The 25449-nt window shown below is 74.1% G+C and carries 19 protein-coding genes and 1 pseudogene; 15 read left to right on the forward strand and 5 right to left on the reverse strand.

Translation table 11 applies throughout. The features are described 5' to 3' along the window. The first annotated feature begins 2 nt into the window (after positions 1 to 2). From AB0E05_RS24050 to AB0E05_RS24060, 3 genes are all read left to right on the forward strand, one after another. Positions 3 to 4763: a DNA repair ATPase gene (locus AB0E05_RS24050; RefSeq protein WP_361966827.1), complete on the forward strand. Its 4761-nt coding sequence runs from the start codon at positions 3 to 5 to the stop codon at positions 4761 to 4763. Between the two features lie 94 nt (positions 4764 to 4857). Further along, entirely contained in the window at positions 4858 to 5880 is a 1023-nt protein-coding gene (locus AB0E05_RS24055) for an erythromycin esterase family protein (protein ID WP_361966829.1), read from the forward strand. 105 nt (positions 5881 to 5985) lie between these two features. Beyond that, a complete protein-coding gene (locus AB0E05_RS24060) occupies positions 5986 to 6897 on the forward strand; it encodes an NAD(P)-binding domain-containing protein (protein WP_361966831.1) in 912 nt (303 codons plus the stop codon). Positions 6898 to 6973: 76 nt separating this feature from the next. Here the strand turns inward: AB0E05_RS24060 and AB0E05_RS24065 are convergent, their stop codons facing one another. Continuing rightward, positions 6974 to 8491, reverse strand: coding sequence for an alpha/beta hydrolase (locus AB0E05_RS24065; protein ID WP_361966834.1), 1518 nt, complete (start codon positions 8489 to 8491; stop codon positions 6974 to 6976). Between the two features lie 201 nt (positions 8492 to 8692). Here AB0E05_RS24065 and AB0E05_RS24070 point away from each other — a divergent pair, with 201 nt between their 5' ends. The 3 genes from AB0E05_RS24070 to AB0E05_RS24080 all read left to right on the forward strand — a co-directional run bounded on the left by AB0E05_RS24070 (position 8693) and on the right by AB0E05_RS24080 (position 10775). Further along, positions 8693 to 9151 (forward strand): MarR family transcriptional regulator, encoded by a 459-nt coding sequence (locus AB0E05_RS24070; protein ID WP_361966837.1) that lies wholly within the window; start codon positions 8693 to 8695, stop codon positions 9149 to 9151. Between the two features lie 180 nt (positions 9152 to 9331). Next, positions 9332 to 10384, forward strand: a complete 1053-nt coding sequence (locus AB0E05_RS24075; RefSeq protein WP_361966839.1) for a trypsin-like peptidase domain-containing protein — start codon at positions 9332 to 9334, stop codon at positions 10382 to 10384. 46 nt (positions 10385 to 10430) lie between these two features. Next, positions 10431 to 10775: a VOC family protein gene (locus tag AB0E05_RS24080; RefSeq protein ID WP_361966841.1), complete on the forward strand. Its 345-nt coding sequence runs from the start codon at positions 10431 to 10433 to the stop codon at positions 10773 to 10775. 27 nt (positions 10776 to 10802) lie between these two features. Here the strand turns inward: AB0E05_RS24080 and AB0E05_RS24085 are convergent, their stop codons facing one another. Beyond that, positions 10803 to 11606, reverse strand: coding sequence for a Clp protease N-terminal domain-containing protein (locus tag AB0E05_RS24085; protein ID WP_361966843.1), 804 nt, complete (start codon positions 11604 to 11606; stop codon positions 10803 to 10805). 406 nt (positions 11607 to 12012) lie between these two features. Here AB0E05_RS24085 and AB0E05_RS24090 point away from each other — a divergent pair, with 406 nt between their 5' ends. Next, a complete protein-coding gene (locus tag AB0E05_RS24090) occupies positions 12013 to 13104 on the forward strand; it encodes a magnesium and cobalt transport protein CorA (RefSeq protein ID WP_361967135.1) in 1092 nt (363 codons plus the stop codon). Between the two features lie 19 nt (positions 13105 to 13123). On the opposite strand, the gene AB0E05_RS24095 is transcribed toward AB0E05_RS24090, so the two are convergent. Both AB0E05_RS24095 and AB0E05_RS24100 read right to left on the reverse strand, forming a co-directional pair. Further along, positions 13124 to 13339, reverse strand: a complete 216-nt coding sequence (locus AB0E05_RS24095) for a hypothetical protein (RefSeq protein ID WP_361966845.1) — start codon at positions 13337 to 13339, stop codon at positions 13124 to 13126. A gap of 171 nt (positions 13340 to 13510) precedes the next feature. Further along, positions 13511 to 14254, reverse strand: a complete 744-nt coding sequence (locus tag AB0E05_RS24100) for a hypothetical protein (protein WP_361966847.1) — start codon at positions 14252 to 14254, stop codon at positions 13511 to 13513. A gap of 7 nt (positions 14255 to 14261) precedes the next feature. Between AB0E05_RS24100 and AB0E05_RS24105 the strand changes: the two genes are divergently transcribed. Together AB0E05_RS24105 and AB0E05_RS24110 are read left to right on the forward strand one after the other, a co-directional pair. After that, positions 14262 to 14399 carry a hypothetical protein gene (locus AB0E05_RS24105; RefSeq protein ID WP_361966850.1) on the forward strand — a complete coding sequence of 46 codons (138 nt, stop codon included), beginning with the start codon at positions 14262 to 14264 and terminating at the stop codon, positions 14397 to 14399. A gap of 42 nt (positions 14400 to 14441) precedes the next feature. Continuing rightward, positions 14442 to 15242 (forward strand): hypothetical protein, encoded by an 801-nt coding sequence (locus AB0E05_RS24110; protein ID WP_361966853.1) that lies wholly within the window; start codon positions 14442 to 14444, stop codon positions 15240 to 15242. On the opposite strand, the pseudogene AB0E05_RS24115 reads toward AB0E05_RS24110, so the two are convergent. Beyond that, positions 15234 to 15643, reverse strand: a pseudogene (locus AB0E05_RS24115) (IS5 family transposase); the annotation flags it as partial. The gene AB0E05_RS24110 and the pseudogene AB0E05_RS24115 sit on opposite strands and share 9 nt — an antisense overlap. 36 nt (positions 15644 to 15679) lie before the next feature. Here AB0E05_RS24115 and AB0E05_RS24120 point away from each other — a divergent pair. From AB0E05_RS24120 to AB0E05_RS24145, 6 genes are all read left to right on the forward strand, one after another. Continuing rightward, complete coding sequence (locus AB0E05_RS24120) at positions 15680 to 16309, forward strand: class I SAM-dependent methyltransferase (protein ID WP_361966855.1); 630 nt, start codon at positions 15680 to 15682, stop codon at positions 16307 to 16309. 508 nt (positions 16310 to 16817) lie between these two features. Further along, a complete protein-coding gene (locus AB0E05_RS24125) occupies positions 16818 to 17291 on the forward strand; it encodes a CU044_2847 family protein (protein ID WP_361966857.1) in 474 nt (157 codons plus the stop codon). Positions 17292 to 17294: 3 nt separating this feature from the next. Next, entirely contained in the window at positions 17295 to 19556 is a 2262-nt protein-coding gene (locus AB0E05_RS24130; protein WP_361966860.1) for a trypsin-like peptidase domain-containing protein, read from the forward strand. A 79-nt stretch (positions 19557 to 19635) separates the two neighbouring features. Next, positions 19636 to 20607, forward strand: coding sequence for a MoxR family ATPase (locus tag AB0E05_RS24135; RefSeq protein WP_361966862.1), 972 nt, complete (start codon positions 19636 to 19638; stop codon positions 20605 to 20607). 2 nt (positions 20608 to 20609) lie between these two features. Beyond that, positions 20610 to 24089 carry an SAV_2336 N-terminal domain-related protein gene (locus AB0E05_RS24140; RefSeq protein ID WP_361966864.1) on the forward strand — a complete coding sequence of 1160 codons (3480 nt, stop codon included), beginning with the start codon at positions 20610 to 20612 and terminating at the stop codon, positions 24087 to 24089. 261 nt (positions 24090 to 24350) lie between these two features. Then, positions 24351 to 25439: an LLM class flavin-dependent oxidoreductase gene (locus tag AB0E05_RS24145; protein WP_361966867.1), complete on the forward strand. Its 1089-nt coding sequence runs from the start codon at positions 24351 to 24353 to the stop codon at positions 25437 to 25439. Positions 25440 to 25449 lie beyond the last annotated feature (10 nt).

The raw sequence follows: 25449 nt of genomic DNA on the forward strand, positions 1-25449 counted from the left end.
TCATGGGGAGCGACACCGGAGACACCGGGAACTACGACGTGTTGCGCACGCGGCTGCGGCGCGGCGCAGCCGAGTTGCAGCGCCGCGCCGACGCGCTCAACTCCAGCCGCACCAACGCGTTCGGCGCCGCCGAACTGCGCCTCGCCCGGACCGCACCGCTGCGGAGCGACGCCCCCGCCACCCCCCGCGACGCCGTCGCGGTCGGCGGCGCGCTGCTCATCGCATGGGACCCGCCCGCCGCGCTGTCGCCGGAGACCTCCGTCGGGGACGTGTTCGCGCTGTACGACCGGGAGTTGCAGCGGCTGCCCGAGGACGCCGTCCCGGGCCTCCTCGACGACCCCGCGTTCCACGCGGAGTTCGCGGCGCTGTGCCGCTACTTCCGGGGTGCCCGCCTGGAGCGGCTGCGCGTCACGGGCGAAAGGCTGCTCGCCGTCTTCCGGACCGGGGAGAAGGACGTGCGCGTGCTGCGCTGGTCGCTGGCGCCCCGCGGGTTCTTGGACGCGCGCGGCGAGCGCGACCTCGCCGACGCGCCGCCGGCGCAGGACGTGGTGTGGACGGAGACCAGCCGCGACGACCACGTGCCGGGGCGCCATCCGCACGTGCGCGTCACGGACGGGGTGTTCGTCGCCGTGACGGGCGGCGCGCTGACGGTGAAGACCGTGGACGACACGGACGCGCCGGACGGCGTGCACGCCGAGCCCGTGGACGACCCGTCGCAGGCCCTCGCGGACGCGGAGGTCGCATGGGCACGCGTGGGCACGCTGGTGCTGCTGCGGGTGCGCCCGTACAACGAGGACGTCGTGCGGCACCTGGTGGTCGACACGCTCACCTCGTCCGTGGTGCGTCTGGACGGCGTCGGGGAGTCCTGCCGTCGCCTCCCCGACGACCAGGGCGTCGTCTTCCCCGGCGGCTACTGCCTGACCAACGGCACGGTGCGCACGTTCGAGACCGTCGACGCCAAGAGCGCGCACGAGCCGCTGGAGTTCGAGCGCGCGGTGCACTCGCCCGGGGGCGAGAACGTGCTGTACGTGTTCCGCGGCGACGGCCGGAGTCGGCTGCTGCCGTACGACACGATCCGCGAGGAGGTCGCGGCGCCGCTCGCCTGCGACGCGTACGCCCTCTTCGACGACGGGTCGCTCCTCGCCCTGCACGGCGCCGACGAGCCGTCCCGGGTCCACCAGGTGCGGCTGTGGGAGAGCCCGTACGTCGCCGAGACGCATCCGCTGCCCGCCGTCGACGGCCCGCTCGCCCGCATCGGCAACGCCGACCTGGTGCGGGGCGTCGCGGACGCGTTCGCGCTGGCGCGCCGGGCCGCGGCCGTCGGGGACGCCGAGGGGACGCCCACGGTCGAGCTGTACGAGGCGCTGGTCGCGGACTGCGAGCGGACCGCTGACCGCTACCCGTGGCTGGGCGACGCCGAGGTCGGCGATCTGCGCACCCCGCTGACCGAACTGCGCGGGACCGCGGGGCGGGCGCTGGAGGAGTTCGCGACCGTGCGGGCGCTGACGGCCTCGGCGGCGGAGGCGCTCGCCGAGGCCGCGGCGACCGTGGCGCGTCTGGTGCGCCGCATCCGCGGCGAGGCGCCGGCGTCCGCGGAGGAGTGGATCGCGCGGATCACCGAACTGCGCGCAGCCCGCGGCCGGTTGGTGACGCTGAAGGAGATGCGGTACGCGGACGTCGCGGCGATCGACGCGCTCGCGGGGGACGTCGAGGCGGACACCGCGTCCGCCGCGCGCCGGGCGGTGGCGTTCCTCCAACGGGAGGAGGCGTTCGCCGGCTACGCCGAGGAGGTCGCGGCGCTCGCGGACCGGGCCGCCGCGCTGACGACCGCGGCCGAGGCGGAGGAGGTCGTGGCGCGGCTGGACGAACGTGCCGCGGGGCTGCGCACGTTGACGGAGGTCGTGACCGGTCTTGAGGTGGCGGACGCGACCGTGCGCACCGGCATCCTGGAGCGGGTCGCCGGTGTCGTCGGCGCGGTGAACCGGGCCCGCGCCACGCTCGTGGGCCGCCGTCGGGAGCTGGCGGAGCAGGAGGGCCGGGCCGAGTTCACCGCCGAGTTCGCGTTGCTGGCGCAGTCGGTGACGGGCGCGTTGGCCGCCGCGACGACGCCCGAGGAGTGCGACGGGCAGCTCACCCGGCTGCTGCTGCACCTGGAGGACCTGGAGTCCCGGTTCGCCGACCACGACGGTTTCCTCGCGCAGATCGCCGAGCAGCGCTCGGAGGTGTACGAGGCGTTCTCGGCGCGCCGCCAGGCGCTCCAGGACGACCGGGCGCGGCGCACGGAGCGGCTGGCGCAGTCCGCGGAGCGGGCGGTGGAGACGGTGGCGCGGCGGGCCGCGGCGCTGCCGGACGCGGACGCCGTCCACACGTACTTCGGCTCCGATCCGATGGTGGCCCGCATCCGGCGCACCGCGGACGAGTTGCGGGCGCTCGGGGACGCGGTGCGTGCGGAGGAGCTGGCGGGACGGCTGAAGGTGGCCCGGCAGGAGGCGGTTCGGGCGCTGCGGGACCGCCTGGAGCTGTTCGCGGACGGCGGGGACACGATCCGGCTGGGCCGGCACCGCTTCGCGGTGACCGCGCAGGAGCCGGAGCTGACCCTCGTGCCGCGCGGCGACGGCATGGCGTACGCGCTGACGGGCACGGACTTCCGGGCGCCGGTGAAGGGCGAGGAGTTCGCGGCGGCCCGACCGTATTGGACGCGGTCGCTGCCGTCGGAGTCGCCCGACGTGTACCGGGCCGAGCACCTGGCGGCGCGGCTGCTGCCGGCGGCGGTGGCGGGCGGGGACCCGGCCGGTTTGGTGGCGCGGGCGGTGGCCGACGCGTACGACGAGGGCTACGAGCGCGGGGTGCACGACCACGACGCGGAGGCGCTGCTGCGGGCCGTGACGGGGCTGTGGCGCACGGCCGGGCTGCTGCGCTTCCCCGGCGGGGAGCGGGCGCGGGCGCAGCTGTTCTGGGCCGGGCTCGCCGACGCGGCCGTACGGGAGCGGTGGGCGCGGCAGGCGCGGTCGCTGGTGGCGGCGCGGGAGCGGTTCGGTCCGTCGTCGGCGCTGGCCGCGCTGCACGCCGAACTCACCGACGCGGTGGGCTCCTCGGTCGCCGCGGAGTACCTGGTGGAGGAGTTGGCGACGGGCGAGTCCTTCGCGACGGGCGGCGCGGCGAGGGAGTTGCTGGCCGGTTTCCACGACGCGGTCGACGAGTCGTACGACGTACGGGACGTGCTGGACGCCCTGGACGCGGGTGAGGCGCGGCGGCTGGTGGAGGGCTGGCTGGGCGCGTACGCGACGGACGCCGAGCCGGACGTGGTCGCGGAGGCGGTGGCGCTGGAGCTGTGTCCGAAGCTGGAGCGGTACGACGTGGCGGCGGCGCAGGTCGCGACGGTGACGGGGCTGCTCGGCGACCACCCCCGGTTGCGGCAGGGCTCCTTGACGGTGCGGCTGGACGAGTTCCTGACCCGTACCGCCGACTTCGCCGCCCGGGAGGTGCCGGGCTTCCGGGCGTACCAGAAGCTGCGGACCGCGCTGGTGGCGGCGGAGCGGGAGCGGCTGCGGCTGGCCGAGCACCGGCCGCGGGTGATGAGCGCGTTCGTCCGCAACAGGCTGGTGGACGAGGTGTACCTGCCGCTGGTCGGCGACAGCCTCGCCCGGCAGATCGGTGCGGCCGGCGACGACAAGCGCACCGACAGCGGCGGGCTGCTGCTCCTGCTGTCGCCGCCGGGCTACGGCAAGACGACGCTGGTGGAGTACGTCGCCCAGCGGCTCGGGCTGCTGCTGGTGAAGGTCGACGGGCCGGCGCTGGGCCGGGACACGGTCTCGCTGGACCCGGCGCAGGCGCCGGACGCCGCGGCGCGTGCCGAGTTGGAGAAGGTGGAGTTCGCGCTGACGGCGGGGAACAACGTGCTGCTGTACCTGGACGACATCCAGCACACCTCGCCGGAGCTGTTGCAGCGCTTCATCCCGCTGTGCGACGCGAGCCGGCGGCTCGGCGGCCGGGACCTGCGGGGCAAGCGGTTCGCGGTGTGCATGGCGGGCAATCCGTACACCGAGTCGGGGGAGCGCTTCCGGCTGCCGGACATGTTGGCGAACCGGGCGGACGTGTGGGACCTGGGCGACGTGCTGACGGGCCGTGAGGAGGCGTTCGAGCTGAGCTTCGTCGAGAACGCCCTGACCTCGCACCCGCTGCTGGCGCCGCTCGCGGGGCGTGGACGGGGCGACGTGGAGCTGTTGGTGCGGCTGGCGGCGGGCGATGCGTCGGCCGACCGCGGCGGGCTGGTGCACCCGTACGAGCCGGGCGAGTTGACGCAGGTCGTGGACGTGCTGCGGCACGTGCTGGCGGCGCGGCGCACGGTCCTCGCGGTGAACGCGGCGTACATCGCGTCGGCGGGCGTTTCGGAGGCGGCCCGCACCGAGCCGCCGTTCCGGCTCCAGGGGTCGTACCGCGACATGAACCGGATCGTGCAGCGGCTGAGTCCGGCGATGAACGACGCGGAGCTGACCGCGGTGGTCACCGACCACTACACGGCGGAGGCGCGGGCGCTGCCGGGCGACACCGAGGCGAACGTGTTGAAGCTGGCGGAGCTGCGGGGTGCGTTGGACGGGCCGGGCGCGGCGCGCTGGGCGGCGGTGAAGGAGGCGTACGGACGGGCGAGGGCGCGGGAGCGGGACCCGTTCGGGGAGTTGGCGGAGCGGATCGCGGCGGTGGAGGCGGCGATCGTGCGGGCGACGGAGCGTTCCCGGCCGGTGCTGCGGGACCCCAGGGCTTGACCTCAGGTTTGGTTGATGTCCGAGGCTCCTGGTGCGGCGTCGGCCGCGGCCGGGGCTCGCCCCGGCACCGCTCGCGTACACCGAGGAGTCCACGATGTCCGCCCAGGTCAACCAAGTCCCCCCGCTCGCCCGGCAGGTCGTCCCGTGGATCGAGGGGCGCGCCCACCCGCTCACCACGTTCGACCCGTCGGCGCCGCTGACCGACCTCCGGCCGCTGGTGCCGTTGGTCGGCGACGCCTCAGTGGTGGCGCTCGGCGCCGCGTCCCGCCAGACGCACGAGCTGTCCGCACTCGCGCACCGAGCCGTACGGCTGCTCGTGGAGGAAGCGGGGTTCCGCGCCGTCGCGTTGGAGGGGGACGACGCGGCACGGGTCGGGCTCGACGCGTACGTCAGCACCGGGGCGGGCGACCCGCGGGCGCTGTTGGCGGGGGCCCGGTCGTTCTGGCGCTCGCAGGAAGTGCTCGACCTCGTCGAGTGGATGCGCTCGTACAACGTTCAGCACCCCGACGACCCCGTTCGGTTCACCGCGACGGTGCCCGGCGCGGAGCCCTCGCCCCCGGAGGAGGGCCTGGCCGGCATCGAGCGGGACCTGGCGCACCACGTCATCCGCTGGCACGAGCACCCCGGGAACAAGGGCGCCAAGGTCGTCTACTGGGGCGGGCTCGTGCACACAGCGAACGGCGACCCGCGGACGCTCGCGCCCTCCTCGCCGCCGCTGACCCACCGGAACGCGGGCGGCTGGCTGCGTCGGCACCACGGGCCCGGTTACGTCTCGGTCGGCCTCACCTTCCACCACGGCACCGTCGTCGCGCCCGGCCCCGGCGCCGAGCGCGTCACCGCCCGGGTCCCGGCGCCGCCCGCGGAGTTCGCCGAGGCGGTCTTGGGGAGCGCGGAGCCCGCCGCTTACCTGCTGGACCTGCGCGGTGACGGGCCCGCGCCCGTGGCGGCCTGGCTCGACGGCGCCACCAGGACGCGGTTCGTCGGCCCCGGCTTCACCGCCGTCGACCACGCCGAACACCACATGACGGGCGGATCGCTACGGGACTGGTTCGACGCGGTCGTCCACGTCCAGGAGGTCACCCCGGACCGACCGCTCACCGACTCGCTCACGAACTGACGCCGACCAAGCCCTCCTCTAGATAGAACGCTCGCTCTAGCGCCGTGCTACTGTCGCGTCAGTGCTCTAAATAGAGCGCTCATTCTAGAGCCGAGGGAGACAGCCATGCCTGCCACCGCCGCGACCACCGCTGCCAGCACCGCCCGCCCCGTCACCGTCATCGGGCTCGGCCCCATGGGTCAGGCCATGGTCCGCACCTTCCTGGACCGGGGACACGAGGTGACCGTCTGGAACAGGACCCCGTCGCGCGCCGAACCCCTCGTCGAGCAGGGCGCCGTGCTCGCCGCGAACGTCAAGGACGCCCTGCGCGCCAACGAGTTGGTGGTCCTCAGCCTGACCGACTACGACGCGATGTACGCGATCCTCGACCCGGCCGCCGACGCGCTCGCCGGCCGGGTCGTCGTCAACCTCAGCTCCGACACCCCCGAGAAGACCCGCGAGGGCGCCCGCTGGCTCGCCGGCCACGGCGCGACGATGCTCACCGGCGGGGTCGCCAGCTCACCGTCCGGCATCGGCGACACCGAGAACATGAACACCTTCTACAGCGGGCCGAGCGCCGCCTTCGAGCGGCACCGGGACACCCTGGGCGTGCTCACCCGCCCCGACTACCTAGGTGAGGAGCCCGGCCTCGCCGCGCTGATGTACCAGCTCGGCATGGGCATGTTCTGGACGTCGATGCTCAGCATGCTCCAGTCCGTCGCCCTCGCGGACGCCCACGGTCTCAAGGCCGCCGACATCCTCGACCACGCCAGGGCCACCCTCGGCAGCCTGGAGTCCTTCACCGCCTTCTACGCGGAGCGGATCGACGCGGGGAACCACGAGGGCGACGTGGACCGGCTGGCGATGGGGGTCGCCAGCACCGAGCACGTGCTGCACACGATGGCCGACGCGGGCGTGGACACCACTCTGCCGTCGACCGTCGTGGAGCTCTTCCGCCGCGGCATGGCCGCCGGTCACGCGGCGGACAGCTTCTCCAGCCTGCTGGAGGTGCTGAAGGCGGACCGCCCCGCCGCGTGACGACGGGCCGCATGACCGCCCCACCGCATGACCGCCCCGCCGCGTGACCGTGCGACCATCCGACGCGCGGGGGCGGTCAGCCCGGGCAGGAGACGTCCCGCGCGGGCCGCTTCCCCGTCGTCAGGAACTCGGTCACCGTCCGGTCGCCGCAGGCGTTGCCCGTCCCCACGTACACCGCGTGCCCGCCCTTCTCGACGGTGACCATCCGGGCCCGGTCGCCCAGCGCCCGCCGCATCTCCAGGGCACCGAAGTGCGGCGTCGCAGGGTCGCGCCGGTTCTGGATCATCAGGATGTTGGAGGGCCCGTCCGACGTGATGCGGGTGGGCTCCTCCCGCTGGTCGTTCTTCCAGAAGGCGCAGGGGGTGATGTTCTGCGGCAGGCCGCCGGTGAGCGGATGGCGCGCCCGGTCGACGGCCACGGCCCGCTCGTACCCGGCCACCGACTCAGGCCAGTTCGACACGTCGTTGCAGACGACGCCGATCGACACGGCCACGTCGGCGTCCGGCAGCGGCTTCGTCTGGACCGGGTCGAGCACCGGCACGCCGGCCGGCTCGTGCGCGGCCTTGATCAGCTTCGCGAGGCCCTCGAACCGCGCGTCGTCGTAGAGCGCGTCCAGCACCGACTGGCGCAGCCCGTTGCCGGTCAGCTCCAGCTTCGGATCGGCCGTCGGCTTCGGCTGCCGGTCGAGGCGCGCCATCAGGTCGACGACCAGCTTCCGCACCTCCTCGGGGCTCTCGCCGAGCCGCAGCGTGGACCCCCGCGCCGGGTCCGACGCCCAGGCGGCGAAGTCGGGGAACCGCTCATCCACCGCACGGGACATGTTCGCCAACCAGCCGCGGGCCACCCTGCGGTGGTCCGGGTCGCCGCTGCTGTCCAGCACCACGCGGTCGGTGCGGTGCGGGAACTTCTGCGCGTACACCGCCGTGACGTACGTCCCGTACGAGATGGACCAGATCGACAACTTGCGCTCGCCGAGCGCCTGCCGCAGCCGGTCGATGTCCCGCGCCTCGTTCGCACTGCTCAAACTGCGCAGCACCGCACCGCCGTTGCGCGCGCACAGCTCGGCCGTGCGCGCGGACCGCTCCGCGCTCTCCTTGATGGAGCCGTCGGCGCCGGGCCAGAAGCGCACGGACGTCAAGTACCGATCGGCATCGGGAAGTCCGCACTCCGCCTTGGTGCTGCCGCCGACCCCGCGCGGATCCAGACTCACCAGGTCGTACGCGTCGCCCACCTGCTGCCGCAGGGCCGCGGCCTTCTGGGTCAGCCGCTGCACCCCGGAGGAGCCCGGCCCGCCGGGGACGATCAGGAGCGTGCCGCGCCGCTCGCCCGGGTCCTCGCTGCGCACCCGCGACACGGCGACGGACGCCTTCGGGCCGTCCGGATCCCGGTAGTCCAGCGGCACTTCCAACGTGGCGCACTCCTGCGTCGCCGGCCCGCCGGGCTGGGCGCACGCCTTCCACGCGAGGGCCGGCGCGGCCGCCCCGACGGGCGCGCGGGGCGTGCTCGCACCGGCGACCCCGGTGGCTCCGGTGAGGGTCGTGACGCCGGTGACGACGGAGAGGGTCAGGGCTGCTGCCTTGTAGTGAGTGGCCATGGTCCAAGGGTGATCGCCCGTGCCGTCCCGGCCCATCCGGCGACCCCGTGTGCGTCGAGGGGGGTTAACCCCCGGCCCGGGAAGTCCGGAGTGACCCTCAACACACTTGATCTCAACCACAGTTGAGGTTCTACGGTGCGGGAGGAGCCCGCCGACCGCGGCGGGCGAGGCCGGTGCGGCGCAAGCGGAAGAGGTGGCGTGATGGAGTACTCGCACAAGGACGCGGACCTGGTCGACCAGCCGGTCGGGTACTGGACGTGGGCCGCGAACAAGACGCTGCTGGCGTACGCCAGGGGCCGGCTCGCGGCGATCGGGGTCACCCAGCCGCAGTGGTGGGTGCTCCACCAGGTGCTGCACGCCGAGGACGGCGCCACCCGCGCCGAGGTGATCACCGCCCAGCAGGCCAACCTCGACGTCGGCGCCGGCGGCCTCGCCCCCGACGTCGACCTCCTGGTGGAACGGAAGTTGCTCGTCCAGGACGCGGACGGCCGGCTGCGCCTCACCGACGAGGGCCGCGCCCTGCACCGCCGCGCCGCCGAGACCCAGCGCGCCAACCGGGAGCGGGTGCACGCGGACGTCTCCGACGAGGAGTACCTGATCGCGCTGAAGGTGCTCCAGCGGATGATCCACAACGCGGGCGGGGACGTGTCACGGCCCTGACCGGGGTCGCCCGGGGTCGCCCGGGGGCCGCTTGGACCGCGGTTGCGTCACGCGTGTGCGCGAATCCGCACACGTGTGTCACGGGACGTCGACAGACCAGGCTGAGCAGGCGGAATCCCTCCTCCCGCCGCGCAGACTGGCAACCGTTCGCCGCCCGCACCAGCCGAGGAGACCGCCGCCATGACCGAGACATCGCCTTCCGTGACCCGGCGCCTGCGCGGCCCGGCCACGGGACTCGTCGTGGCCGGTACGGCCCTGGTCCTCGCCGCCCCGGTGCCGGCGATGGCCGCCACCGCCCAGGCGGACGCCACCGCGGCGAACCCGGTCTCCGTCCTGACGTACTCCGCGAAGGAGCGCCGGGACGCCCTCGCCTACTGGACGCCCGCCCGCATCAAGGCCGTCGGCAAGTCCGTGGACCTCGGGCCGACGGGGCCGATGGCGAAGCCGTGGCAGGGCACCGCGCTGAAGTCCGTGGGACGGCTCTTCTTCGTCAACGCGCGGGGCTCCGACACCTGGTGCACGGCCACGGCCGTCACCAGCGCCAACAAGTCCGCCGTCATGACCGCCGCGCACTGCGTGCGCCGGGGCTCCTCCCCCGTCAACACCAACACCACGATGGTGTTCGTGCCCGGCTACGCCAAGGGCAAGGCGCCGCACGGCGCGTTCGCGGTCCGCACCGTCGCGTCCCCGCGCACCTGGGAGGAGGAGTCCACCAACGACGTCGCCGCGCTCACCGTCGACGCCAACAAGGACGGCCGCAAGCTCACCGACGCCGTGGGCGGCCTGCCCGTCTCCTTCAACCGCCCCGTCGGCAGCACCGTCTCCGCCTTCGGCTACTCCGCCACCCGCCCGCAACGCGGCGAGCAGCTCCTGAGGTGCACCGGCAGGACCAAGAAGGAGGACGGCACCCAGGTCATCCCCTGCGACATGACCGGCGGCTCCAGCGGCGGCCCGTGGCTGGCCGACTTCGACGCCGCCACCGGCAAGGGCGTCCTCGTCTCCGTCAACGGATCGCTGGACTCCATGACCCCGACCAAGATGTACGGCGAAGTGCTCGGCGCCACGGCCAAGAAGGTGTACGACCGCGCGGCCCAGACCCCGGCCAAGCCCTCCCCCAAGCCCAAGCCCGGGGCCACTCCCGGGGCCACTCCCGGCGCCGCTCCCGGGGCCGAGGACTCGCGCCGCACGGCGTGGGAGCGCCTGATCGGCTCGTGGTGGTCAAAGCTGGTGTGACCGACCGACGCCACGGTCGGCACCTCGACCGCACCTGGAGGACGGCATGTCCCTGGACCTCTTCGCCGGCATCCCCGTCACCGACTTCACCACGGCGCTGTCCTGGTACGAACGGCTCCTCGGCAGCCAGCCCTCGTTCCTGCCGAACGACGTCGAAGCGGTGTGGGAGCTGGCCGAGCACCGCTACGTGTACATCGTGCAGGACCCCGAACGGGCCGGAAACGCCCTGGTGCTGTCGTTCGTCTCCGACCTCGACGCCCGGGTCGCGGGAGCCGCCGGCCGGGGCATCGCGCCCGCGCGGCGCGAGACGTACGAAGGCGGCGTGACCAAGGTCGTCTACCGGGACCCCGACGGCAACGAAATCAGCCTCGGCGGCGCCCCGACGACCTGAACCGCCGCCCGAGAGACTGCGGGCCCGCTACCCCGCGGGCCGCGGCCCGTACCGGAAGCGGCGGCCCATCAAGTTGCGCGGGGGCGGGGTGTGCGCGGACAGGACGTGGCGCACGACGTCGGGGGACACGTCCAGTTCGGTGAGGGCCACGCACGCGCGCGAGGACGGGTCGGCGAGGAGGACCGCGAGCAGGTGGTGGGTGCCGACGACCACCGGGGTGCCTTCCGGGGTGGTCTCCACGGCGTGCAGCTCCGCCGCCGCCACCGCGGTCCTGGCCGGCGCCGAGTAGCCCTGGAGCAGTACGTCCCGCGGCCTGGGGTCGGCCATGCGCAGCCACGCCCTCCGCACCCGCTCGCGCGTCACGCCCAGGGAGCCCAGGACCGTGGCCGCGGTGCCGTCGACCCTCAGCAGGCCCTCCAGCAGGTGGTCGGTGTCCACGTCCGGGCCGCGCCCCTCCACGGTGGCCCGGTGCGCCGCGGTCAGGGCGGCCACCAGCTCCGCGCTCCTGGTGACGCCGGGCGCCGGGTCCTGGAGGAAGACCTGGCCCCGGTCGTACTCGTGGCGCGCCTGCTGCTCGGTGAGGCCGAGGCGTTCGCCGATCTCCGCCCAGGAGTGGTCGGCCTGGACGGCGTCCTGCACCGCCTTGTGGAAGGCCGTCTCCATCTGCACGGTCAGGTCCCACGCGGTGCTGATGACGATGTCGAGCCGGTCGAGGGCGTCCAGCTCGGCGAGGAGTTCTCCCTCGTCCTCGCCCAGTGCCTCGTCGATCCAGTTCCCCGAGTGCTCGTCGTCGTCGAAGGGGTCCGGGAGGTCCGGGTCGCTGCTGCTCACGGCGTCACCGTACGGTCGTCGCCCGGCGACGCCAAGGGACGAGGAGCGTCCGAATCGTGCAAGACGCGCCCTGACCGGCGGCCTACCGTCCCGGTATGGGCACACCGCGTCCCGGCCGGACAGCCTCGCCCGGGCGTGGTTCAGCGCTGCGGAGATGGCGCGCGGCCTGCGCCACCCGGCCTCCCAGCAGCAGGAGGACGGCGGGTGGCCGATCCGCTGGGCGCACTGGACCGCCACGACCGAGGTGGAGGCGCGCCCCGGGGTGACACTCGCCGCGCTGCTGACCCTGCGCGCGCACGCGGCCCTCCGAGCGCGCCGCGTATCCGGCTCCCGACCTGGGCACAACTCCTCCACCAGTCGGCCGTCAGTGGGAGACTGGCACGTCCCGAAGGAGCCCACCGTGCCGATGATCCGGACGCTTCGGCGCGCGATGCGCCGTGCGCACCGCCGCCGTCCCGTCGACCTCTCCCACCCCGCCCGCTCGCCGCTCGGCAGCGCCGTGGTGAACTGCGTCGTGTACGCGGACGGCGTGCGCCAGCGGTGCGACGGCGACGCCCGCGAGGCGCTGCGGCAGGTCCGCAAGAGGGGCCGGGGCTTCGTGTGGGTGGGGCTGCACGAGCCCACCGAGGTGGAGTTCGCGGTGTTCACCGAGGTGTTCGGGCTGCATCCGCTCGCCGTCGAGGACGCCGTCCACGCCCATCAGCGGCCCAAGGTCGAGCGGTACGGGGACACCCTGTTCGCGGTCCTCAAGCCCTGTGTGTACGTGGCGCACGCCGAACTCACCGCGACCAGCGAGGTCGTCGACACCGGCGAGTTGATGGTCTTCGCCGGACCCGACTTCGTGATCACCGTGCGGCACGGGCGGCACGGCTCGCTCGGGCCGCTGCGCGAGGCCCTGGAGGAGCACCCCGCGCAGCTCGCCAAGGGGCCGGCCGCCGTGCTGCACGCCATCGCCGACCAGGTCGTGGACGACTACCTGGCCGTGGTGGACGCCGTCCAGGAGGACGTGGACGCGGTGGAGAACGCCGTCTTCAGCGCGTCCGCCGGCCGCGCCGACGCGGGCCGGATCTACCAGCTCAAGCGGGAACTCCTGGAGCTGAAGCGGGCGTCGGGGCCGCTGGAGCGCCCGCTGCTCGCGCTCGCCACGCAGCAGCCGCCCGCCGCGCCGATCAGCGCCGCGATCCAGCCGTACTTCCGGGACGTCGTCGACCACCTCGCGCGGGTGGGCGAGCAGATCGCCGCGTACGACGGGCTGTTGGACTCGATCCTCCAGGCGCACCTGGCGCAGGTGACCGTCGCCCAGAACGAGGACATGCGCAAGATCACGGCGTGGGCGGCGATCATCGCCGTGCCCACGATGGTCTGCGGCGTCTACGGAATGAACTTCGACCACATGCCGGAGCTGCGCTGGACGTACGGATATCCGCTGGTCCTCGGCGTCATGGCGACGGCCTGCTGCGTCATCCACCGGGCCTTCAAGCGCAACGGCTGGCTGTAGGTCGTGTCCCGCCGCCCCGCTATATCACCGTGACGAACAGGCTCAGCGACACGACGGCCGCCCCGCACCCGTAGAGCGCGAGCGCCAGCGAACGGGCCTCGTCCGACGGGTCCGTACGGCCCGCGCTCGACAGGCGGAGCGCGGCGACACCCAGCAGCAGCAGCGCCATGACGGTGAGCGCGGCGACGGTCATTCCGGCGCCGGCCTGCACCGCGGCGATCAAGGATTCCCTCACCCGGCGAACGTCTCACGGCCGGTCGGAGCCCGCATGCCGGCTTAGTCCGTACCGGTGGGGCGGTGCCTCAGACACGGGGGAAGCCGTGCGCACAGCACCCCTGTCCGGCCCTGATGCTCCTGTGGGTGAACGATCAGACAAACGTCTCATTCATCAGTCCAAGTGATAGTGCTACCTGTGTCCTGGCTTGCGCCCATAACGTGCTGATGTGGCCCGATGGGAGCAGTTGAGCGCACTGGTGGCCGCGACGGTCCTCCTCGGTGCGCAGGGGGTGGGTGTGGCCGTCGCCACGGGTGGGGACCCGGGGGGAGGTGGGGGACGTGAGTCCGTAGCTGTGAGCGTGTCCAAGGCGCCGTGGTCGCAGTCGTCCCGGCCCGCCCCTTCGGCGTCGCCGCTGGCCTCACCAGCCGTACGTACGGACGCCGTTCTGCCGTACGCGGTCAGCCGACCGTGGCCGGTGCCGTCGTTCCACGTCTCCGTCGACGCGCGCGTGGACGTGCCGGGCGTCGTGTGCGCCTCGGCCGCGGTCTCCGCGTCCGGGCCGCGTCCGGTGCGGGTGTCCGTGAAGGTGTCGGTGCAGGTGCTGCGCGGGTGCCCGACCAAGCCGCCGAAGCCCACGCCGTCCCCGACGCCGAAGCCGACTCCCACGCCGACCCCCACGCCTTCGCCGACGCCGACTCCGTCGCCGACCCCCAGCCCGACGCCCTCGCCTTCGCCGACGCCGACGCCGACGCCGACGCCGACGCCGACGCCGACGCCGACCCCGCCTTCACCTCCGCCTTCGTCGAGCCCGCCCGTCGCACCCGCGGCTCCGGGGCCGGACGTCGCACCCGCCCCCGTGCCGGTGCCGGTCGTCGTCCCGTCCCGTACGGCGCCCCGTCCCGCGCCAGCGCCACCGCGCGTCCAGCCGATCACCCGGACCGTGCAGCCCGTACGGGCCCACCGGCCGCTCCCGGCGAAGCCGCGGCACGACGGGATGTCGATCGTCGTCCTGATGCTGGTCACCACCACGCCGGCCGTGCTCGCCGCGGCGCTGCTCAAGCCCCGCCGGGGCCGCTGACGGCCCGGGCGCCGCCCGCCCCCCTGAAGTACGGAGACACCCATGTCCGAATGGCTGGTCCTGGCCATCGTGATGGCCGCGGCGTGCGCCGTCGTGCTCGCCGTCACCCTGCTCAACCACCGCAGACGCCGCACCAGTGCCGCGCTTGCCGGCGACGGCGACCGCGCCGGGGTGGAGACCCCGGACGTGCTGGAGTACATGACGATGATGGTCGGCGTCGTGTACGCGATCGTCCTCGGCCTCGCCATCGCCGGCGTCTGGGAGGCGCGCAGCGCCGCGCAGGACGACGCCCGGCGGGAGGCGCAGGCACTGCACGAGGTGGTGCAGCGCGCGGAGGTCTTCCCCGCCGACTTCCGCGCGGCGCTCCGCGACGACGTGGACGCGTACGTCACGCACGTCGTGCGCCAGGAGTGGCCGCGGATGGTCGAGGGCCGGGAGGTGAACGGGCGGGGCGCGGAGCTGCTCGCGGAGGTCCGCTCGGACGTCGCGCAGCACACCCCCGCGAACGAGTTGGAGGCGCACGCGTACCAGCCCATGCTGGACCAGGTCGCGGTCGCGGACGCGGCACGCAACTCACGGGTGGCGAGCGCGGGGGCGACGCTGCCGGGGGTGGTGTGGTTCGGCCTGATCATCGGCGCGCTGGTGACGGTCGGCCTGATCTTCACCATGAACATCGGCCGCAGCTACCAGGAACTGCTGCTGGCCGGCTTCTTCACCGCACTGATCGCCTTCCTGCTGTTCCTGGTCTGGGACTTCGACGCACCCTTCGGCCGCTCGGGCACGGACTCCGCGGACGTCTTCCGCGCGCTGTTCCCGTCGGTGTCGTCCCCGTCAACGGGCTAGGGCCTGACGCGCCTGCGAGCGGCCCGGATCTTCCGGTTCGTCCCCGTCCGCGGCCCCTTTTTGCGGGCGCCGGCCGCGTGCTGGTGAGTTCGGTTGATCGTGGAGTCGACAGCGACGGTCCACTCCACCCTGCCCATCGCGTCGTGGCGGACCTGGACGTGTTCCAGCAGCTTTGCCCAGGTCCCGTCCGCTTCCCGGCGGGCGAACCGCTCGTAGACGGTCTGCCAGGGACCGTACCGCTCGGGCAGATCGCGCCACGGGGCCCTGGTCCGCAGCCGCCACAGCACCCCGTTGACCACCTGCCGGTGATCACCCCACGGACGACCGCGTCCGCCCGCCCGCGGGAACAAGGGCTCCATTCGCTCCCACGCCGCATCCGTCAGCTCACCTCGACCTGCCACAAGATCAATGATCAGACCGGCTATAGGCTCCCGCCTGTGGCGAATCATCAAGACGAGACCAGGGCGGCCTACGACGGAGTCGTCGAACTGTACGCATCACTGTTCGCGGACCGGCTGGAGGCATGGCCGCTTACCCGGGCCATGATCGGCACCTTCGCCGAACTGGTTCGCGCGACAGGCAACCTGCAGACAGCGGACGTCGGGTGCGGTCCTGGACATCTGACGGCCATGCTGCACGAACTGGGCCTGGACGCCTTCGGACTCGACCTCTCCCCTGGCATGGTCGATCATGCCCAGCGGGCCCATCCGGCACTGCGCTTCCAGGAGGCGCGGATGGAGTCCCTGCCGATCGAGGACGGCGTACTCGGCGGCGTACTGGCCCACTACTCGATGATCCACACCCCTCCGGGAGAACTCCCGAAGCTGCTCGCCGAGCAGGTACGCGTCCTGATTCCGGGTGGCCTGCTCCTGGTCTCGTTCTTCGGGACCGACGGACCAGAGCCGGTCCAGTTCGACCACAAGGTGACACCTGCCTACAGCTGGCCGGCAGACCGCCTCGCCGAACTGCTGGCCGATGCCGGGCTTGTTCCCTTCGCCAGGCTGCTCCACGACCCGGTCTCTGAACGGGGCTTCCTCGACGCCCACCTGCTGGCCCGCCGTTCGTAGGTCCTGCTCGGCGATGCCCGCCGGGTGGTCGACGCACCTCCGGGCTGCCAGCCAGGCGGGCGCTCGCTGACCCGACGAGAATGGTCAGACAGGCCCCGGCGCGTTTGCCCCGGCCGCGCCTATGCGGCCTCACCGCAAGACGGTGGTGGGCGCCGCCCGTAGGGTGTGGCACCCCCGGACAACCTCGCCGTTGCGCTACGGGAACGTTGGTCTCCGCGGCCCGGTGGTGGGCTGTTCGCACGGTTCCGCCCCCCCCGCCCCAAGGGCGTGGGGGCCCCTAGCGCCCCTGATGCGCTGCCCCTGCCATTCGTCTGCGGGGCCAGGGAGGAGGTTGGGGGCGCGGGGAACTGCGCGACAAACCCACCACCGGGCCGCGGGGACCAACGCTCCCGCAGGGAAGCGGCGAGGTTGTTCACATGGCGCAGGACTTCCGCAACGGAACTGAATCCAGGGCGCGTTGTCGCGCGGTTTCGGCCATGTGCGACGCAGTCGCCGCGCACAATGGAGTGTGGCCCACTCCGCTGAACTCCAGTTCCCGGACGGCACCCCCGTCCGCTTCCTCCTCGCGCCCGCGGCGACCGACGCGTACGACGACGTCAGCGACGACGCGTACGAGGTCGCCGAGGAGGACCTGCCCGACGGCATGGGCCCCTCCGTGCCCGTCGCCCGCGGCGACTCCCGCGGGGCGTGGCGGAGGCGGCCCGCCGGCGAGGTCGTCGCGGACGTCGCCACGACCGCCCTGCGCGGCACCCTCCGGCCCCTCGGGCCGCTCCTCCAGGAAGTGCACGACGCCGTCAGCGCCGCGCCGGTGCCGCCGTCGGAGATCACCGTGACGCTCGGGGTGCAGGTGGGGCAGGACCTGAAGTTGGGGATCGTCGGCGGCACGGGCAAGGCGCACCTCACGGTCACCGCCACCTGGTCACCCGCAGGCCAAGCCGCAGGCACCCGCAGGGGCGCTGCCGACGCGTCCCCGCCGGAGTGACACGTGGGCTGGTTCCGGATACCCGACGCCCAGACCACGGAAGACCCCCTCGCGTGTCTGGCGACCGTGCACCGGGTGGCGGGCGGAAAGGCGGCCGGCGGCGGGGTGCTCCTGGACGCGCGTTCCGTGCTGACCTGCGCCCACGTCGTCAACGACGCCCTCGGCAGGCCGCTGTTCGAGCCGCGGGCGCCCGGCCCGGACGAGCTGCGGCTGACGGTGCAGGGCAAGCACGGCTTGACGGCGTACTCCGCCCGCGTCTCGCACTGGATCCCGCCCCGCCCCGTCACGGGCGCCGGCGCCGTGCGCGAAGGGACCCGCGAGTGGCTCGGTGACCTCGCCGTACTCCGTTTCGAGGCCGAACCGGGCTACGACCGGGGCCCGCAGCGCTTCGCCCAGCGGCTGCCCATGGAGCAGGGGCGGCTCGTGCGGTCCTGGCACGGCAGCGGGAACAAGTCGACCTTCGCCACGATGCGGGTGGAGTACGTCGCCGGCGCCGTGGGGTACTTCGACGGCGAGCCCACCGGGATGGCCGTCGGCCGCGGCTACAGCGGCGGCCCGATCTGGTCGCTCCGCGACGGCGCCGTGGTCGGCGTCCTCATCGGCCACTTCATGCCCCCGGGCAGCGACGGCCCGGAGCCCGCGCCGCACAGCCCGCAGCACCTGATCCGCCGTAGCTGGGGCGCGCCCTGGCAGCACGTCGAGGCCGAGCTGCGCGCCGTGGGCGCCCTCGCGCCGGACCTCGCGGCCGGCGGACACGACGCGGACGACGCCGACCCGGCGCGGCAGTTGCTCGTACGGGCGCTGGGCGACGTGCTGCCGTCGAGCAGCAGCCTGTCGGACCTCGGGCGGCAGCTCGCCCGCGCCTTCGGCGGCACCGGGGCCAGCGAGATCACGCCGCCCACCGTGGCGGAGTTCGCGGACTTCCTGCTGGCGCAGCCGCGCGCGCTCGCCCACTTCACGGAGTCGATCCGGCGCTCCGACCCCGGCGCCTCGGACCGGCTCCTGGCCGCGGGGCGGCTGTCGCCGGTGCCGCTGCTGCTCTCGCCCGGGGAGTACGACCGGCTGCACGTACTGCTGCGCGAGACCGACCGAAGCGTACGGATCCGGTTCGCCGAGGCGGCGCGGGCCGCGCTCCCGCTGACGGCGTCGTTCCCGGTCGCGGGGGACGAACCGACGGCGCCGGGCGGCGGGGGCGACGACGGCGCGCCGGTCGAGGTGGACGGCGCCGCGGGCGGCGTCGGGGCCGTCGGCCGGGCGCAGACGCTGGACGAGCTGATCGACCGGCTGGAGCGGCTGCACGGCGACGGTCGTTCCGAGGACGGCCCGCGGGTGCCGGCGCTGCTGCGGTTCGTCGAGTACCTGGGCGTGCTGTGCACGGCGCCGCAGTACGCGCGGCTGCGGATGTGGTCGGACCGGGTCGCGTCCCGGCTCGGGATCCCCCACTCGGCGCTGAAGGAGCGGCGCGGCGACGCCCAGGAGTGGGGCAGGGCGCTGCGGGAGCGCACGGGCCGGGTGCGGGTGCTGGTGCAGGTCACGCCGAACGGCCGGGACCGGTACCGGCTGCGGATCTGGTGCGACGAGGGCGCGGGGCCGCGGCAGGTGTCGACCGCGTCCACCGGTTCGTACGCTGGTCCGGAGGCGGCGCGGGAGCTGCTGCGCGTCCTGGAGACCCTGGATCCGGCGGCGGTCGCGGCGCAACGGCCGCTGGTGGAGGTGCTGGTGGACCGGACGGGGCTGAACCTGCCGATCGACGAGTGGGAGGGGATGAGCCCCGGGGAGATCGTGCCCGGCGTGCTGGGGGCGGAGTTCCCGCTGGTCGTGCACTGCCCGGAACTGTTGCGGCGGCACGAGCGTTTCCTTCCCGACTGGCGTAGGAGATGGCAGCAGTTGGACTCGGGGACGACCCTGGTGTTCTCCGACACCGGTCTCGACGCCCGCGCCATTTACGCCACCTTGATGGACCGGTTGGACGCGGTGCGGGTCTCGGTGGACGTGCCCGCCGCGCTGCGCGACGACATCGTGCAGGTGTGCCTCGCGGTGGGGGTGCCGGTGGTGGTGTGGGACCGCGAGCGCGGGGAGACGTCGCACGCGGTCGGCGAGATGGCCGACGTCGCCACCCGCGAACTGCCCGACGGGGTCCGCTCGTACCGGGCCAAGACGATGCAGCGCCCCCGGGAGTACACCGGCCGGCCCGTCCTCGCCTGGGCCGACGCCGACCGGACCGTACCCCGGCTGCATCTGTCCGAGCCGACGGAGGGCGGATGAGGGCGCGCGGCGGGGCGGAGCCGCGGGCGAGCAGAGCCGACACGGCCGATAAAAGAGGGACGGACAGGGGAGAGAGCGCATGAGCAGCACACCCGGCGCCGCCGACTGGCGGCTGTTCCGCGGGGACGGCCGGCCGCGGCCCGTCGTCTTCCCGCAGGCCCCGCCGTGGCGCCGCTTCACGCCCGAGGCCCGCGCGGCCACCGACGGCGCCGCCCGCGCCGCGCTGCCGTATCTGATCGAGCCCCGCCACGCCGACGTGGTGAACGCGGCGCTGCACCTGCGCCGTCCACTGCTGGTCACCGGCCCGGCCGGGACGGGCAAGTCGTCCCTGGCGCGGGCGGTGGCGCACGAGTTGAGCCTGGGCGAGCTGCTGCGCTGGCCGGTGAACAGCCGCTCCACGGTCCGCGACGCCCTCTATCAGTACGACGCGATCGGCCGGCTGCGGGAGACCACGCTCAGCCGGGACCGGGGCGCGGCGGAGCCGTCGATCGGCACGTTCGTACGCCTCGGTCCGCTCGGCACCGCCCTGGTGCCCGCGCCGTCCCCGCGGGCCCTGCTGATCGACGAGATGGACAAGGGCGACGTCGACCTGCCGAACGACCTGCTGACGGTCTTCGAGGAGGGCGTCTTCGACGTCCCCGAGCTGACCCGGCTGCCGGAGGACCAGACGGACGTGGAGGTGCAGACCGCGGACCGGCGCGGCGCCGTCCTGGTGCACCGGGGCGTGGTGCAGTGCTCCGAGTTCCCCGTCGTCGTCATCACCAGCAACGGCGAACGCGACTTCCCGCCCGCCTTCCTGCGCCGCTGCATCCGGCTCGACCTGGAGGTGCCGGGCGAGGAGCGGCTGCGCGCCATCGTCGCGGCGCACCTGGGCGAGGAGGCGCTGCGGGAGGCGGACGACCTGATCGAACGGTTCCTCCAGCGGCGGGCGCCCGGGGAGCTGGCCACGGACCAGTTGCTGAACGCGGTGTTCCTGCGCAGCGGCGGGGTCGACCTGGACGCGGACGGGCTGCTGGACGCCGTGCTGCACCAGCTCACCGGGGCGATGTAGCCGTGTCGGGCGGGGGCGGCCAAGGAGGCGGCCAAGGGGACGGGCCCGCAGTCGGCGCGGTCGACCCGGCGGGCGAGCGGCTGACCGCGGCGCTGCGGGTGCTCCGCGCCTGCGGCCACGACCTGGACGCGGACCAGGTCCTCGACGTCCTGTGGCTCGCCCGGCTGCTGCCCCCGTCCGATGCTCGCGCCCCGCTCGTCCCCGTACGCCCGTCGCCCGTCGCGGCGCCCGACCCCGTCGAGCCGGGCGGCAGGGACGACACGGCGGAGGAGGCCGTCCCGCCCGCGCCCGACCCCGAAGACCTGCCCGATCTGACGGCGCCCTCGCTGTACGCCGCGGCCCAGCCCAAGCCCGTGCCGGACGTGGAGCTGTGGCGCGCCGCGGACCGGCCCCGGCCGGCGCTCCCCGTCCGGGTGCCCGAACGGAAGGCACTGGCCCAGCAGTTGGAGCTGGGGCGGGCGCTGCGTCCGTTGCGCCGGCGGCTGGCCAGTCGGGACCGGCTGGAGATCGACGTGGAGCGCACGGTCTCCGCGCTCGCCGAGACCCGGGTGCCGGACGTGGTGCAGCGCCCGGTCCGGGAGCGCTGGCTCCATCTCGTCCTCCTCGTCGACGACGGCCTGTCGATGCTGCTGTGGCACCGGCTCGGCGCGGAGCTGCGCACCCTGCTGGAGCGCCTCGGCGCCTTCGCGTCGCTCCGGGTCCACGGCCTGGACACCCGCGCCCCGGACGGCCCCCGGCTGCGCGCCCGCCCCTTCCGCCGGGACAGCCCCGAGCTGCCGACGAGCAGCGTCAACGACCCCTCGGGCCGCACCCTGGTCCTGGTCGTCAGCGACGGCATGGGCGCGGCCTGGCGCCGCGGCGACATGCACCGGCTGCTGGAGCTGTGGGCCGCCCGCGGCCCGGTGTCGGTGCTGCACACCCTGCCGCCCGAGATGTGGGAGGCGTCGGGCGTCACCGCCGACCGCTGGCAGGCGACGACCCTGCGCAGCGGCGGCGCCAACACCTCCTGGCAGATCGCCGACCCGGTCCTGCCGCGCGGCCTCGCCGACTTCGACGGCGTACCGGTCCCGGTGCTGGAGCCGACGGTGGAGGCGCTGGGCCGGTGGGCGCATCTGCTGGTCTCCCCCGGCGCCACGGTCGAGCTGCCGCTGCTGGCCCGCCCGAGCCGGCGGGCCCCGGTCGCCCCCGGCCGTGCCGCGCAGGGCCCCCAGCACTTCAAGGACGCGGCGACCCCGGAGGCGTACCGGCTCGCGGCGCATCTGGCGGCGGTCGCCCCGCTGTCCGTCCCGGTGATGCGGCTGGTGCAGGGCGCCGTGCCGTGGCCGGCGCGGACGTCGCACCTGGCGGAGGTGTTCCTCGGCGGTCTGCTGCGTCCGCACCCGGCGCCGGTGCCGGAGCCGGTGCCCGCCAAGCACCGGGTGTTCGACTTCACGGCCGAGTCGAAGGCGGCGCTGCTGGACGCGGTGCCGCAGGCGGAGCTGTTGCGCACGGGCCGCACCATCGGCCGGCAGTTGGAGCGGTTGGCGGGGCGTTCGCCGGACTTCCCGGCCTGGCTGGCGCATCCGGCGGGCGGCGCGGAGGTCGCCGGCGGACAGCGGCCGTTCACAAACGTGGAGCGCCGGCTGTTGAGCCGCTTCGGCGTGGCGGTGGACCGCCCCGAAGCGGACGGGCCGGCGACGGCGGACCCTTCGGCCGGCGCGCGGCCGATGGCCGCCGCGGAGCACGGCTGGGAGCCCCTGCTGCCCGACGACCCGACCCGGCTGGGGCAGTTCCGCCTCACCGGACGGCGGCGCGGCCGGCGCACGATCGTGTACCGGGGGTACGACGAGGTCGGCGCGGCGGTGGTCGTGCGCGTCCCCCGCCCCGACCTGCCCGCCGCCGCCCGGCTGATCGAGACGGAGGCGGAGGCGCTGCACCGGCTCGACGGGCGGTACGCGCCGCAGTTGCTCGGCGCCAGCCTCAGCGGCTCTCCGCCGTGGCTGGCGATGACGCCCGTCGAGGAGTCGGACCCGCCGGCGCAGCCGCTGCGGCTCAGTGACCTGGTGGACCGGGCGACGCCCACCGCCGCCGCCCCCTTCGACAAGCTCGCCGGGCTGTACGCGGCCTGGCAGTTGGCCACCGCGCTGGACGTCTGCCACGTCAACGGGCTGGTGCCGGCCGGGCTGGGCGCGGAGAGCGTGTTCGTGCTGCGCCGCTCGATCGTCCTGGGCGACCTGTCGGACTGTGCGATCGACGGGGAGTACGCGGGCAGCGGCCCGGTGCCCACCCCGTACGACAACGTGCTCGCGCTGGGCGACCTGCTGCGGCTGATCAGCAGCCGGGCCGGCCTTGAGGTGCGGGGGCTGCCGGAGGGCATGCACGTGTGGCAGGGCCCCACCTGGGACGCGCTGCGGCTGATGGTGCTGCGCTGTCTCGACCCGGACCCGCGCGAGCGACCCACGCCGGGCGAGGTGGCCGGGCTGCTCTCGCAGTACCTGGCGACCGCCCGGGTGCAGGGCGTCGGCGGGGTGGGCGCGACCGCGCCGCCGAAGGGTGCGGGCAGGGACGACGCGGCGGCCCGGCTGCCGTTCGCCCCGCTGCGCGTCGAGCCGCGGGAGGACCTGCTGCCGCTGCGCCGCTTCGGCCGGCGCGGGGTCCAGCAGCGCGGCCGGCGCGGCGAGGAGGACCAGGCGCGGCTGACGGCGCTGCGCACGCCGCTGGCGTACGGCCGACGCGTGACGCTCGTCGGCCCGGCGGGCGACGAGCGGGGGGCCCTGACGGTCGCGCTGGGCTCCCTGCTCGCGGCGGTGCGGGGCGAGCCGGTGCTGGCGGTGGACGGCTCCCCCGCAGAGGGGGCGCTGGCGCGGTTCCTGCGCGCGCGCAACGAAGCGTCCTGGAAGGACCTGGCGGCGCTGCCGCCGGACGCGTCGTACGAGGACGTCCGCGGCTGCGCCACGGTCCTGCCGTCCGGCCTCGAAGTGGTGGCGCACCGCCGCTCCGGCTACTTCGGCGTGAACCCGGGGCACGCCCAGGAGTACATGCGCGTCCTCGCGATGACCGCGCCGCACTACGCGTTCGTCCTCACGGACTGGGCCCCGCCGGCCCTGGACCAGACGGCGGACGTGGTGCTGAACCACACGGACCGGCTGGTGCTGTGGTGCCGGGACGACCGCTTCTCGCGCGATGAGACCGTGCGGAAGCTGGCGCGGCTGCGGGACGCGGGCCACGGGGCACTGGCGGACGGGGCGGTCGTGGCGCTCGGGACCAACGCCAAGGGGCGGCCGTACGACGCGTACGAGCCGGACGACTTCGCGCAGGACGCGGGGATCCCGGCCGCGTCGATGGCGACCGTGCCCGCCGATCCGGTGTTGGTGCACGCCGGGTACGCGCTCGGGGGGATGCAGCCGGCGACGGTGCGCGCGCTCCTGGACCTGGCGCGGCTCCTGGTCGACGGCGCCGCTGACGCCGGGGACGCCGGGGACGCCGGAGAAGCGGCGGACTGAGGCCGGTCGCGGTCTGTGGCGGGGTGGCGACAAAGGGCGTGCGCCGCTCTGTCGTCGAGCCGGGTCCGCGGATCACCGGGATCCGCCCGTACCACCTCTGACCTGTGAGGATGCTGATCCTTCAGCCGGGCCGACAGGCGCCGGGACACCCCCGGGCACACCCTGGAATAGACGCGAGGGGGTCCCCGTTGTAGGGTTTAGTTCAAAGTTCAACTAATGAATCCGGGGCAGCCCGGAGGCTGCACGCGAGAGGTGAGCTTCATGCAGTTCGGCATCTTCACCGTCGGCGACGTCACGACCGACCCGACCAACGGCCACACGCCGAGCGAGCACGAGCGGATCAAGGCGACCCTGGCCATCGCGCAGAAGGTCGAGGAGGTCGGCCTGGACGTCTTCGCGACCGGCGAGCACCACAACCCGCCGTTCGTGCCCTCGTCCCCCACGACCCTGCTCGGCTACGTCGCGGCCCGGACCGAGAAGCTGATCCTGTCCACCTCGACCACCCTGATCACCACCAACGACCCGGTGAAGATCGCCGAGGACTACGCGTACCTCCAGCACCTCGCGGACGGGCGCGTGGACCTGATGATGGGCCGCGGCAACACCGGCCCCGTCTATCCGTGGTTCGGCCAGGACATCCGGCAGGGCATCCCGCTCGCCATCGAGAACTACGCGCTCCTCCACAGGCTGTGGAGGGAGGACGTGGTCGACTGGGAGGGCAAGTTCCGCACGCCGCTCCAGTCCTTCACGTCGACCCCGCGCCCGCTGGACGGCGTCCCGCCGTTCGTCTGGCACGGCTCCATCCGCTCCCCGGAGATCGCCGAGCAGGCCGCGTACTACGGCGACGGCTTCTTCCACAACAACATCTTCTGGCCCATGAGCCACACCAAGAAGATGGTCGACCTGTACCGCAAGCGGTACGCCCACTACGGGCACGGCACGCCGGAACAGGCGATCGTCGGACTCGGCGGACAGGTGTACATGCGGAAGAACTCGCAGGACGCGGTGAAGGAGTTCCGTCCGTACTTCGACAACGCGCCGGTGTACGGGCACGGCCCGTCGCTGGAGGAGTTCAGCGAGCAGACGCCGCTGACGGTGGGCTCCCCGCAGCAGGTGATCGAGCGGACGCTGTCCTTCCGCGACGCCGTCGGGGACTACCAGCGCCAGCTGTTCCTGATGGACCACGCGGGACTGCCGCTGAAGACGGTGCTGGAGCAGTTGGACATCCTCGGCGAGGAGGTCGTGCCGGTGCTGCGCAAGGAGTTCGCGAGCCTGCGGCCGGCAGGAGTGCCGGAGACGGCGCCGCTGCACCCGGCGGTGCGGGGCGCGGGCGAGCCCGCGAAGGCGTGACGGCGCCCCG

The organism is Streptomyces sp. NPDC048057, from assembly GCF_040653095.1.
Classification (GTDB): domain Bacteria; phylum Actinomycetota; class Actinomycetes; order Streptomycetales; family Streptomycetaceae; genus Streptomyces.

Coding starts and splice junctions, on each gene's coding strand:
- AB0E05_RS24050 (WP_361966827.1), top strand. CDS start 3: ATGGGGAGCGACACCGGAGACACCGGGAACTACGACGTGTTGCGCACG.
- AB0E05_RS24090 (WP_361967135.1), top strand. CDS start 12,013: ATGATCCGGACGCTTCGGCGCGCGATGCGCCGTGCGCACCGCCGCCGT.
- AB0E05_RS24065 (WP_361966834.1), bottom strand. CDS start 8,491: ATGGCCACTCACTACAAGGCAGCAGCCCTGACCCTCTCCGTCGTCACC.
- AB0E05_RS24145 (WP_361966867.1), top strand. CDS start 24,351: ATGCAGTTCGGCATCTTCACCGTCGGCGACGTCACGACCGACCCGACC.
- AB0E05_RS24135 (WP_361966862.1), top strand. CDS start 19,636: ATGAGCAGCACACCCGGCGCCGCCGACTGGCGGCTGTTCCGCGGGGAC.
- AB0E05_RS24060 (WP_361966831.1), top strand. CDS start 5,986: ATGCCTGCCACCGCCGCGACCACCGCTGCCAGCACCGCCCGCCCCGTC.
- AB0E05_RS24075 (WP_361966839.1), top strand. CDS start 9,332: ATGACCGAGACATCGCCTTCCGTGACCCGGCGCCTGCGCGGCCCGGCC.
- AB0E05_RS24055 (WP_361966829.1), top strand. CDS start 4,858: ATGTCCGCCCAGGTCAACCAAGTCCCCCCGCTCGCCCGGCAGGTCGTC.
- AB0E05_RS24110 (WP_361966853.1), top strand. CDS start 14,442: ATGTCCGAATGGCTGGTCCTGGCCATCGTGATGGCCGCGGCGTGCGCC.
- AB0E05_RS24070 (WP_361966837.1), top strand. CDS start 8,693: ATGGAGTACTCGCACAAGGACGCGGACCTGGTCGACCAGCCGGTCGGG.
- AB0E05_RS24080 (WP_361966841.1), top strand. CDS start 10,431: ATGTCCCTGGACCTCTTCGCCGGCATCCCCGTCACCGACTTCACCACG.